We start from the raw sequence: 11,402 nt of genomic DNA, 5'->3' as shown, positions 1-11,402 counted from the left end.
CCGGCACCCGGCCGCAAGCGGCGGCCGAGCCGGATCTCTTGAACTACTCGGCGGCTTCCGACGTCGGCGCCGGCCCGAGCTTGGAGTTGTGCAGGTCGACGTTGAGGCCGAGCGAGCGCATTTCCTTGACCAGCACGTTGAACGATTCCGGAATACCGGCCTCGAACGTGTCGTCGCCGCGCACGATCGCCTCGTAGACCTTGGTACGGCCGGCGACGTCGTCCGACTTCACGGTCAGCATCTCCTGCAGCGTGTAGGCCGCGCCATAGGCTTCGAGCGCCCACACCTCCATTTCGCCGAAGCGCTGGCCGCCGAACTGGGCCTTGCCGCCCAGCGGCTGCTGGGTGACCAGCGAGTACGGGCCGATCGAACGCGCGTGGATCTTGTCGTCGACCAGATGGTGCAGCTTCAGCATGTAGATGTAGCCGACGGTGACCTTGCGATCGAACGGGTCGCCGGTGCGGCCGTCATAGACGGTCGACTGGCCGGACGCGTCCATGCCGGCGAGCTTCAGCATCTCCTCGATGTCGCTCTCCTTGGCGCCGTCGAACACCGGGGTGGCGATCGGCACGCCGCGGCTCAGATTGTGACCAAGCTCAAGCAGCTCATTGTCGTTGAGCGTCTTGATGGTCTCGTCCTCGCCGTAGATGCGCTTCAAGGTTTCCTTCAGCGGCTTGACGTCCTGCTTCGACAGATAGGCATCGACCGTCTGGGCGATGCGCTTGCCGAGGCCGGCGCAGGCCCAGCCGAGATGCGTCTCGAGGATCTGACCGACGTTCATGCGCGAGGGCACGCCCAGCGGGTTCAGCACGATGTCCGCATGGGTGCCGTCCTCCAGGAACGGCATGTCCTCGATCGGCACGATCTTGGAGACGACGCCCTTGTTGCCGTGACGGCCGGCCATCTTGTCGCCCGGCTGGATCTTGCGCTTCACGGCGACGAAGACCTTGACCATCTTCATCACGCCCGGCGGCAGTTCGTCGCCACGCTGCAGCTTCTCGACCTTGTCGAGGAAGCGCTGTTCAAGCCCCTTCTTCGACTCGTCGTACTGCTTCCGCATGGCCTCGATCTCGGCCATCAGCTTGTCGTTGGCCGAGGCAAACAGCCACCACTGCGACTTCGGATACTCGTCGAGCACCGCGCGGGTGATCTTGGTATCCTTCTTGAAGCCCTTCGGGCCGGAGATGCCCTGGCGGCCATCCAGCATGTCGGCGAGACGGCTGTAGACGTTGCGGTCCAGGATCGCCTGCTCGTCGTCACGGTCCTTGGCGAGACGCTCGATCTCTTCCCGCTCGATCGCCAGCGCACGCTCGTCCTTGTCGACGCCGTGGCGGTTGAACACGCGGACCTCGACGATCGTGCCCTGCACACCGGGAGGAACACGAAGGGAAGTGTCGCGAACGTCCGAGGCCTTCTCGCCGAAGATGGCGCGGAGCAGCTTCTCTTCCGGCGTCATCGGGCTTTCGCCCTTCGGCGTGATCTTGCCGACCAGGATGTCGCCGGCGCGCACTTCCGCGCCGATATAGACGATGCCGGCTTCGTCGAGGTTCTTCAGCGCCTCTTCCGACACGTTCGGAATGTCGCGCGTGATTTCCTCCGGACCCAGCTTGGTGTCGCGGGCCATCACCTCGAACTCCTCAATGTGGATCGAGGTGAAGACGTCTTCCTTCACGATCCGCTCGGAGAGCAGGATCGAGTCTTCGAAGTTGTAGCCGTTCCACGGCATGAACGCGACCAGCACGTTGCGGCCGAGCGCGAGCTCGCCGAGATCGGTCGACGGACCGTCAGCGATGATGTCGCCCTTCTTGACGATGTCGCCGACCTTCACCAGCGGACGCTGGTTGATGCAGGTCGACTGGTTCGAGCGCTGGAACTTCATCAGCCGGTAGATGTCGACGCCCGACTTGGTCGGATCGAGATCTTCCGTGGCGCGGATGACGACGCGGGTCGCGTCGATCTGGTCGATCACGCCCGAGCGGCGCGCCGCGATCGCAGCGCCGGAGTCACGGGCGACCACGCCTTCCATGCCGGTGCCGACGAACGGCGCCTCGGCGCGAACCAGCGGCACCGCCTGGCGCTGCATGTTCGAGCCCATCAGCGCGCGGTTGGCGTCGTCGTTCTCGAGGAACGGGATCAGCGCCGCGGCGACCGAAACCAGCTGCTTCGGCGACACGTCCATGTAGTCGACCTTGTCGGGCGTCATCGGCACGACTTCGCCGGCATGACGGCAGACCACGAGGTCCTCGGTGAAGCGGCCCTTGGCATCGAGCGGCACGTTGGCCTGCGCGACGCGGTAGCGCCCCTCCTCCATGGCGGACAGATACACCACCTCGTCGGTGACGCGGCCGTCCTTGACCTTGCGGTACGGCGTCTCGACGAAGCCATACTTGTTGACGCGGGCGAAGGTCGCCAGCGAGTTGATCAGGCCGATGTTCGGACCTTCCGGCGTCTCGATCGGGCAGATGCGGCCGTAATGCGTCGGATGCACGTCGCGCACCTCGAAGCCGGCGCGCTCGCGAGTCAGACCGCCCGGTCCAAGCGCCGACAGGCGGCGCTTGTGGGTGATCTCCGACAGCGGGTTGGTCTGGTCCATGAACTGCGACAGCTGCGACGAGCCGAAGAACTCGCGCACCGCGGCCGCGGCGGGCTTCGCGTTGATCAGGTCCTGCGGCATCACGGTGTCGATGTCGACACTCGACATGCGCTCCTTGATCGCGCGCTCCATGCGGAGCAGACCGATGCGGTACTGGTTCTCCATGAGCTCGCCGACCGAGCGGACACGGCGGTTGCCGAGATGGTCGATGTCGTCGATCTCGCCCTTGCCGTCGCGCAGGTCGACCAGGGTCTTGATGACCGCCAGGATGTCTTCCTTGCGCAGGGTGCGCTGGGTGTCCGGCGCATCGAGCTCGAGGCGCATGTTCATCTTGACGCGGCCGACCGCGGAGAGGTCGTAGCGCTCTGCGTCGAAGAACAGCGACTGGAACATCGCCTGCGCGGAATCGAGCGTCGGCGGCTCACCCGGACGCATCACGCGGTAGATGTCGAACAGCGCGTCCTCACGCGTCATGTTCTTGTCGGCGGACAGCGTATTGCGGATGTAGGGGCCGACATTGACGTGGTCGATGTCGAGCAGCGGCAGGTCCTTGTAGCCCTGCTCGTTCAGCACCTTGAACAGCTTGTCGGTGATCTCCTCGCCGGCCTCGGCGTAGATCTCGCCGGTCTTGGGGTTGACGAGATCCTCGGCGATGTAGTTGCCGAGCAGCTCCTCATCCGACATGCGCAGCGCCTTCAGCCCCTTCTCCTGGAGCTGGCGGGCGGCACGGACGGTGAGCTTCTTGCCGGCCTCGAGCACGACCTTGCCGGTGTCGGCGTCGATCAGGTCGTTGACGGTCGAGTAGCCGCGGAAACGGTTGGCGTCGAACGGAACGCGCCAGCCTTCCTTGATGCGCTTGTAGATCAGCTTCTTGTAGAAGGTCGCCAGGATCTGCTCGCCGTCGAGGCCAAGCGCGAACATCAGCGACGTCACCGGCAGCTTGCGGCGACGGTCGATGCGCGCGAACACGATGTCCTTGGCGTCGAACTCGATGTCGAGCCAGGAGCCGCGATACGGGATGACGCGGGCGGCGAACAGGAGCTTGCCCGACGAATGGGTCTTGCCCTTGTCGTGGTCGAAGAACACGCCCGGCGAGCGGTGCATCTGCGAGACGATGACGCGCTCGGTGCCGTTGACGATGAAGGTGCCGTTCATGGTCATGAGCGGGATGTCGCCCATGTACACGTCCTGCTCCTTGATGTCCTTGACCGACTTGGCGCCGGTTTCCTCATCGATATCGAACACGATGAGGCGCAAGGTCACCTTAAGCGGCGCAGCGAAGGTCATGCCGCGCTGGCGGCACTCATCGACGTCGTACTTCGGCGGCTCGAACTCGTAGCGGACGAACTCGAGCATGGAGGTGCCCGAGAAGTCGGAGATCGGGAACACCGAGCGGAACACCGCCTGCAGGCCCTCATCCGGCCGCCCGCCCGTGGGCTCGTCCACCATCAGGAACTGGTCGTAGGACGCCTTCTGAACCTCGATGAGGTTCGGCATCTCCGCGACTTCCTTGATGTGTCCAAAGAACTTGCGAACGCGTTTGCGACCGGTGAATGTCTGCTGCGCCATCGTGGCCTCTCATGTCGTCGCCCGGAGGGGCGATCCTTCCGAAACAGCGGCTGCCACCGCCCTTCCGGGTTGAATTTCGATCCATTTCGAAGGTCTGAGGGACAGAGCGCGGAACGGAAACGCCCCAGATCTGTTCTTCACACCGCCAAAACGCAAAACGACGCGCGAGGCGCGAGGACGCACCCGCTCGTCAGAACCATCTCGTCACGGACTGCAAAAGCCCGAAATTGCCTATCTCCCAACGGCTTACGACGGAAACGCCACTCCATCGTCAAAACCGGCTTTTCGTGCTGCCGACCCAATATGGGTTGACATTAGTCGAGATTCGAGAGCGACGTCCCCAAATCTCCACACTTTTCCGTGTTCGGCCCGCAGCGAAGGTTTCCGTTGCACGCCTTTTGCAACGATTCCGGCCGCTCCGGATACCCCCGCAAACGTCTTTGTCTTTATGATGACCGGGCGATGTTACCACCCGGTCACCGAAATCGTTCGGAAGCGCCTCGCCCGGCCATCAGGCGGCGAGGCGCTCCATCAGGAGCTGCCGATTACTTGAGCTCGACCTTGGCGCCAGCCTTCTCGAGCTGAGCCTTGATCTTGTCGGCCTCTTCCTTGTTGACGCCTTCCTTGAGCGGCTTCGGAGCACCCTCGACGAGGTCCTTGGCTTCCTTCAGGCCCAGGCCGGTGATGGCGCGGACTTCCTTGATGACCTCGATCTTCTTGTCGCCGGCCGAAGCCAGGACAACGGTGAACTCGGTCTTCTCTTCCGCCGGAGCGGCAGCGGCGCCACCCGCGCCCGGAGCGGCGACGGCCACGGCGGCCGCGGCGGACACGCCCCACTTCTCTTCCAGGAGCTTCGCGAGCTCAGCGGCCTCGAGAACGGTGAGGGCCGAGAGGTCGTCGACGATCTTCTGCAGGTCAGCCATTGATGTAGTCCCTTAGTGTGGTTCGGTTCGAAACCAGGTTGTGAGTGTTTGCGAAGGGCGTCAGGCCGCTTCGCCCTTTGAGGCATGAGCCTGAATGACGCGCGCGACCTTGGCCGCGGGAGCGTTGGCGAGCTGGGCCAGCTTGGTCGCCGGAGCCTGGATCAGGCCGACGAGCTTGCCGCGCAGTTCGTCCAGCGACGGCAGCGAGGCGAGCGCCTTCACGCTGTCGACATTCAGGACGGTTGAGCCCATCGAGCCGCCGAGGATGACGAACTTTTCGTTCGCCTTGGCGAATTCGATGGCAACCTTGGGCGCCGCGACAGGATCGTTCGAAGTTGCGATCACGGTCGGCCCCTTCAACAGGGGACCGATGCCGACGACGTCCGTGCCTTCAAGAGCAATTTTGGCGAGACGGTTCTTCGAGACCTTCACCGACGCGCCAGCCTGCTTCATCTGCGAACGCAGCTTCTGCATCTGGGCCACGGTGAGGCCGGAATAGTGAGCGACGACCGCGACGCCCGTGGTCTTGAAGACCTCGTGCAGTTCTTCGACCGCCTCTTTCTTTGCCGCTCGTTCCACAGCAAGCTCTCTCCGGTTGGCGGCCTTCGCCCGAAAGCGGGACCGCCGGGTTAAACCCGCCGCCCGCCAAACCTGACCTCTGGACCGATGACCCCGAGGACACGCAAGGCAAAACGGCGATGAATAGCCTGCCCTTCCGCGCGCCTTGCGGCACGGGGAGTGTCGAGGTTCGAACCAAACCTGCATGCCACCACGACAAAGCGCAGAGGACATGCCGAAATCCGGTCTTCACCCGTCTATGCAGGCTGAATGATTAAGCCCTTGAGGAAATTGGATTTCCGCGCCGGCGCCTGCAGTCTCGGACAGGATTCGAGGGGATCGGCGGACCGACCTCCCCTGCGGCCTTCGAAAGCAGAAAGTTCCTTCTTCCTTCCGAGTCATCCGAATGGATATCCTCAAAAGGAATGCTGGCTCTCTCCAGGTCTTTCGGAATGCGCGCACAGGCGCGCCAGCAACAGCCGGCCCGCCTGGAAGACGGTTCTTTAACGGGTCGATGGCGACTTGCCAAGACCCTCAGGGCAAAATTCGCACCAATTAGAGGCGCGGCGCACCTGCGGGCAGCTCTTAAACTCGTTTATGAGCCCGCCGAGGACGCAGATACCGCGTAAGGCAGCTTCTCGCCGGCGAAGAAGGCCGTGAGATTGGCCACCACGCACGCCTGCATCGCCACATGCGACTCGCGGGTGTTACCGCCGATATGGGGCGTCACCACGACGTTCGGAAGCGCCGTCAGTTCATCCGGAGCATGAGGTTCCGTCTCGAACACGTCGAGCCCGGCGCCGGCGATGGTGCCGTCCTTCAGTGCGGCCACCAGCGCCTGCTCGTCGATGACCGAGCCCCGCGAGATGTTGACGACATGGCCATCCGTGCCGAGTTTCTTCAGCAGATCCGCATTGACCACGTGGGTCGTCTCGGCACTCGCGCGAACCGCGACCATCAGCACGGTGCACCATTCGGCGAGCGCCCCGAGGCTCGGGAAGTATGTGTACGGCAGCCCGTCGTAGCGGGTGCGGCTGAAGTAGCCGACGTCGCTTTCGAACGCCGCGACACGCGCGGCGATCTTGCGGCCGATCTCGCCCATGCCGTAGATGCCGACCTTGCAGCCAGCCAAGCTCGGCGGCGGCTTCATCAGCGGCGACGGCTTGGCGCCGGCCCAGCCACCGTCGCGGACGTAAGCGTCGGCGACCATCAGCCGCCGCGTGCTCGCGAGCATCAGCATGACCGCGACATCGGCTACCGCCGCAGCATTGGCGCCGGGACTGTGCCCTACCGCGATGTTGCGCGCCGCCGCCGCCTCCAGGTCGACGCCGTCATAGCCGGTGCCGTAGCAGACGATCGCGCCCAGCGCCGGCAGCCGGTCCATCTCTTCCGCGCCCAACCGCGTGGCGCCCGCCGTGAGCAGCGCGCGGACCTGCGCCACCTCCTCCGCCGCAAACACCTGGTGGGCGGGCTTCCCGCCGGTGTCGAGCAGGTCGAAGCGGTCGGCGAAGCGCTGGGTGAGGGATTTGGGGAAGCGGGAATAGATCAGGACCTTGTCGGGCATCGCGGCTGCGGACTCCAAAATGCGAAGGGCGGGATCGATCAACGATCCCGCCCTTGCTGTCTAACCTATGCGAGGCCGCTTACGCGAGCACGGTGCCCGGCTCGACCTTGACGCCCGGGCCCATCGTCGAGGACACCGCAACGCGCTGGACGTAGGTGCCCTTGGCGCCCGCCGGCTTGGCCTTCACGACCGCATCCGCCAGCGCCTTGATGTTCTCGACCAGCTTGTCCTCGGCGAACGAGGCCTTGCCGACGCCGGCCTGGATGATGCCGGCCTTCTCGACGCGGAACTCGACCGAGCCGCCCTTGGCACCCTTGACGGCGCCGGCGACGTCCATAGTCACGGTCCCAATCTTCGGGTTCGGCATCATGCCGCGCGGACCGAGCACCTTACCGAGACGGCCGACCAGCGGCATCATGTCGGGGGTGGCGATACAACGGTCGAAGTCGATGTTGCCGTTCTGCACCTTCTCGACCAGGTCCTCCGCGCCGACCACGTCGGCACCGGCGGCCTTGGCCTCGTCGGCCTTGGCACCACGGGCGAACACGCCGACGCGCAAGGTACGGCCGGTGCCGTTCGGCAGCATCACGACGCCACGGACCATCTGGTCGGCGTGACGCGGATCGACGCCGAGGTTGATCGCGACCTCGATGGTCTCGTCGAACTTCGAGGTGGCGCGCTCCTTGATCATCTTGATCGCATCAGCAAGCGGGTAGAGCTTGGTGCGGTCGACGCCCTCGCGGGCCTTCTTCAAACGCTTTCCGATAGCCATGGCCGCTTACCCCGCAACTTCCAGACCCATCGAGCGGGCAGAGCCCTCGACCATCTTCATGGCCGACTCGATCGAGTCGCAATTCAGGTCCTTCATCTTCTTCTCGGCGATCTCGCGCACCTGCGCCTTGGTCACCTTGCCGGCCTTGTCGCGACCCGGGGCCTTGGAGCCCGACTGGATCTTGGCGGCCTGCTTGAGGAAGAAGGACATCGGCGGGGTCTTCATCTCGAAGGTGAAGGACCGGTCCGCGTAAATGGTGATGACCACCGGGATCGGGGTGTTCTTCTCTTCCTTCTGGGTCTGCGCGTTGAACGCCTTGCAGAACTCCATGATGTTGAGACCGCGCTGACCGAGCGCGGGGCCGATCGGGGGCGACGGGTTCGCCGCGCCGGCCGGGACCTGAAGCTTCAGGTAACCGGTTACTTTCTTTGCCATTGTGATTCTCCAACGCGTTCGCGCTTTTTGCCTGATGCGAACGCACCGCCCTCCGGGCGACAAAACCCTTTGGGCGAGGTTTGGGACCGTGGTCCGGCGCGCTTTATTCCGGCTGGCAAAGCCGGCCGCGCCTCCCACGAACGAAATTGCCCCCCATTCGGGGAGCGAAGCGCGCCCGATACACGAGATCGGACGAAAAGGAAAGGGTCGAGCCGAAGCTCTCTCCTCCCGTCATTCCGGGGCGCCCGCAAGGGCGAGCCCGGAATCCATAGCCACAGGATGCCATCTGGGGCACGCTGGAGCTGACAGTTCGCCGTGCCATCCCGCCGGGGTTATGGATTCCGGGCTCAGCCCTTTCGGGCTGCCTCGGAATGACGGCGGAGAGACCGAGGATCGCCGGCCCTAGCCGACCACCTTCTCGACCTGGTTGAATTCCAGTTCGACCGGGGTGGCGCGGCCGAAGATCGACACCGCGACCTTCACGCGCGAACGGGCCTCGTCGATTTCCTCGACCACGCCGGAGAACGAGGCGAACGGGCCGTCGGCGACGCGGACGTTCTCGCCGATCTCGAACGACACCGACGATTTCGGCCGCTCCACGCCTTCCTGCATCTGGTTCAGGATGCGCATCGCCTCGCCTTCGGAGATCGGCATCGGCTTGTTCTCGGCGCCGAGGAAGCCGGTCACCTTGGGCGTGTTCTTGATCAGATGAAACGCCTCGTCGGTCAGCTTCATCTTCACCAGCACGTAGCCGGGGAAGAACTTGCGCTCGGCGTTGATCTTGCGGCCGCGGCGCACCTCGGTGACGTTCTCGATCGGCACCAGCACCTGCTCGAACAGCTCTTCGAGATTGCGCTGCTTGGCCTGCTCGCGGATCGACTCCGCGACCTTCTTCTCGAAGTTCGAATAGGCGTGGACGATGTACCAGCGCTTGTCGGACGAATGCGTTGCGGTTGCCATCAGTGGATGCCCAGCACGAGGGTGATGAGATAACGGATGATCTGATCGGCGGCGAAGAAGAACACCGAGGCCAGCGCCACCATCACGAACACCATGATCGTGGTGATGGTGACCTCGCGACGGCTCGGCCACGAGACCTTGGCGGTCTCCGAGCGCACTTCCTGCAGGAATTTGAACGGGCTTGTAGCCATCGTCAGGGGTCCTCGTCCGTCATCGGACGATTGAAGAGTTGACTGGGAAAACCGAACAGCCGACCGCTGCCCACCCTCTTGTCGGAGAGATGAGCCGGAAACCACGGGCTCGCTTGTTCGGGGAGTGAAAAGCCGCGCCGGATATCCGCTGTCCGCGGGCCGGCTGCAGGTCCCCGATATCTACTGTCGGACCGGCCCGAGGTCAAGATATGGGCAGGCCGGGTGTCCCCGGTCATATCAGCGGCACAGCCTCGACGGCTCCGCTTTACACCGGTTTTTCGCGCCACGGCAGGCCATTTCCGCACCACGGCAGGTTGAGCAGGTGCCGCGACGAAATGCCCGGGATGGAAGGTTTCCAGCCCTTGCCGCCCCTGCGACGCCCCCTCATGCTCGCGGGCACAAGAACAATCAGGAGGAAACCCATGACCTTTGCCACGGGCAAGGGACGGACGCGCCTTGCCGCCGTCGGTCTCGTTGCCGGCCTTGCCGCCCTCACCCTGACCGCCGTCCCTGCCCGCGCCCAGGCGCCGCTCAAGATCGGCGTGCTCGGCGACTTCTCGTCGGTCTATTCGGACATCGGCGGCCAGGGCAATCTCGAGGCGACCAAGCTTGCGGTCGAGGAGTTCGGCGGCACCATGTTCGGCAAGCCGATCGAGGTGATCAGCGCCGATCCGCAGAACAAGGCCGACATCGCCGCCTCGATCTCGCGCAAATGGTACGAGAACGAAGCCGTCGACATGATCATCGACATGCCGACCTCGGCGACCGCGCTCGCCGGCATGGAGATGTCGAAGCAGTTCGAGAAGATCATGATCGTGACGGACGCGGCGAGCTCCGACATCACCGGAAAATCCTGCTCGCCCTATACCCTGCACTGGACCTACGACACCTACGGCAACGCCCACACCGTCGGTCAGGCCATCGTCAAGAATGGCGGCGACAGCTGGTTCTTCATCACCGCGGACTATCTGTTCGGCCACTCGATCGAGCGCGACACCGGCGACGTCGTCCGCGCGGCCGGCGGCAAGGTGGTCGGCAGCGCCAGGCATCCCCTGAACAACCAGGACTTCTCGTCCTTCCTGCTGCAGGCGCAGGCCTCCAAGGCCAAGATCATCGGCATGGCCAATGGCGGCGGCGACACCATCAACACCATCAAGCAGGCCGCCGAGTTCGGCATCGTCGCCGGCGGCCAGAACCTCGCCGGCATCGTGATGTTCATCTCGGACATCCACAGCCTCGGCCTGAAGCTGGCGCAGGGCCTGATCATCACCGAGGCCTATTACTGGGATCTCAACGACCGCACCCGCGCCTTCGGCAAGAGGTTCTTCGACAAGATGAAGCGGATGCCGACCATGAACCAGGCCGCGACCTACAGCGCCACGCTGCATTACCTCAACGCGGTCAAGGCCGCTGGCACCCGCGACACCAAGCCGGTGCTCGCCAAGATGCGCGAGACCCCCGTGCGCGACGCCTTCACCGACAACGGCATCGTCCGCGAGGACGGCCGCATGGTGCACTCGATGTTCCTGTTCGAGGTCAAGAAGCCGGAGGAATCGAAGGGCCCGTGGGACTATTACAAGGTGCTGGCGGAGGTGCCCGGCGACCAGGCGTTCCGGCCGCTGAAGGACGGCAATTGTCCTTACGTGAAACAGTAAGTGCCGGCCAAAACGCATTCGGGGCTCGCGCATCGCGGGCCCCGGGCAAACTGTCTTCGTCGATTTTGGCTTTAAGTGCTTGATCTCGCTGGCAGCTGCCTCGCTGGCAGGAGTGGAGAGGCTCGAACTCCCAACCCCCGGTTTTGGAGACCGGTGCTCTACCAATTGAGCTACACTCCTAG

9 protein-coding genes and 1 tRNA gene are annotated in these 11,402 nt (G+C 64.1%); 1 reads left to right on the top strand and 9 read right to left on the bottom strand.

What is annotated here, in order from left to right:
• Positions 1-43 precede the first annotated feature (43 nt).
• The 8 genes from rpoB to secE all read right to left on the bottom strand — a co-directional run bounded on the left by rpoB (position 44) and on the right by secE (position 9,565).
• The gene (rpoB, locus tag ACQR0Z_RS20555; protein WP_434858691.1) at positions 44-4,162 is read right to left on the bottom strand and encodes a DNA-directed RNA polymerase subunit beta; all 4,119 of its coding nucleotides are present in this window, start codon (positions 4,160-4,162) and stop codon (positions 44-46) included.
• Between the two features lie 545 nt (positions 4,163-4,707).
• The gene (gene rplL / locus ACQR0Z_RS20550) at positions 4,708-5,085 is read right to left on the bottom strand and encodes a 50S ribosomal protein L7/L12 (RefSeq protein WP_008963453.1); all 378 of its coding nucleotides are present in this window, start codon (positions 5,083-5,085) and stop codon (positions 4,708-4,710) included.
• Between the two features lie 60 nt (positions 5,086-5,145).
• Positions 5,146-5,664, bottom strand: a complete 519-nt coding sequence (gene rplJ / locus ACQR0Z_RS20545) for a 50S ribosomal protein L10 (RefSeq protein ID WP_434858690.1) — start codon at positions 5,662-5,664, stop codon at positions 5,146-5,148.
• Between the two features lie 574 nt (positions 5,665-6,238).
• Positions 6,239-7,207, bottom strand: coding sequence for a 2-hydroxyacid dehydrogenase (locus ACQR0Z_RS20540; protein WP_434878103.1), 969 nt, complete (start codon positions 7,205-7,207; stop codon positions 6,239-6,241).
• Positions 7,208-7,286: 79 nt separating this feature from the next.
• Positions 7,287-7,979: a 50S ribosomal protein L1 gene (rplA, locus tag ACQR0Z_RS20535; protein WP_434919821.1), complete on the bottom strand. Its 693-nt coding sequence runs from the start codon at positions 7,977-7,979 to the stop codon at positions 7,287-7,289.
• A gap of 6 nt (positions 7,980-7,985) precedes the next feature.
• Entirely contained in the window at positions 7,986-8,414 is a 429-nt protein-coding gene (gene rplK, locus ACQR0Z_RS20530) for a 50S ribosomal protein L11 (protein ID WP_006611824.1), read from the bottom strand.
• 402 nt (positions 8,415-8,816) lie between these two features.
• Complete coding sequence (nusG, locus tag ACQR0Z_RS20525) at positions 8,817-9,374, bottom strand: transcription termination/antitermination protein NusG (protein WP_434858687.1); 558 nt, start codon at positions 9,372-9,374, stop codon at positions 8,817-8,819.
• Complete coding sequence (gene secE / locus ACQR0Z_RS20520; protein WP_006611822.1) at positions 9,374-9,565, bottom strand: preprotein translocase subunit SecE; 192 nt, start codon at positions 9,563-9,565, stop codon at positions 9,374-9,376. Before secE ends, nusG begins: the two co-directional genes overlap by 1 nt.
• 422 nt (positions 9,566-9,987) lie before the next feature.
• Between secE and ACQR0Z_RS20515 the strand changes: the two genes are divergently transcribed.
• Complete coding sequence (locus ACQR0Z_RS20515; protein ID WP_434878100.1) at positions 9,988-11,220, top strand: ABC transporter substrate-binding protein; 1,233 nt, start codon at positions 9,988-9,990, stop codon at positions 11,218-11,220.
• A 104-nt stretch (positions 11,221-11,324) separates the two neighbouring features.
• On the opposite strand, the gene ACQR0Z_RS20510 is transcribed toward ACQR0Z_RS20515, so the two are convergent.
• Positions 11,325-11,400 (bottom strand) — tRNA-Trp (locus tag ACQR0Z_RS20510).
• Positions 11,401-11,402 lie beyond the last annotated feature (2 nt).

Origin of the sequence: Bradyrhizobium sp. HKCCYLS3077 (genome assembly GCF_051167555.1) — a bacterium.
GTDB lineage: Bacteria > Pseudomonadota > Alphaproteobacteria > Rhizobiales > Xanthobacteraceae > Bradyrhizobium.
Note: the sequence above shows the minus strand (reverse complement) of the source record. Positions and strands in the feature narration are given on the sequence as shown.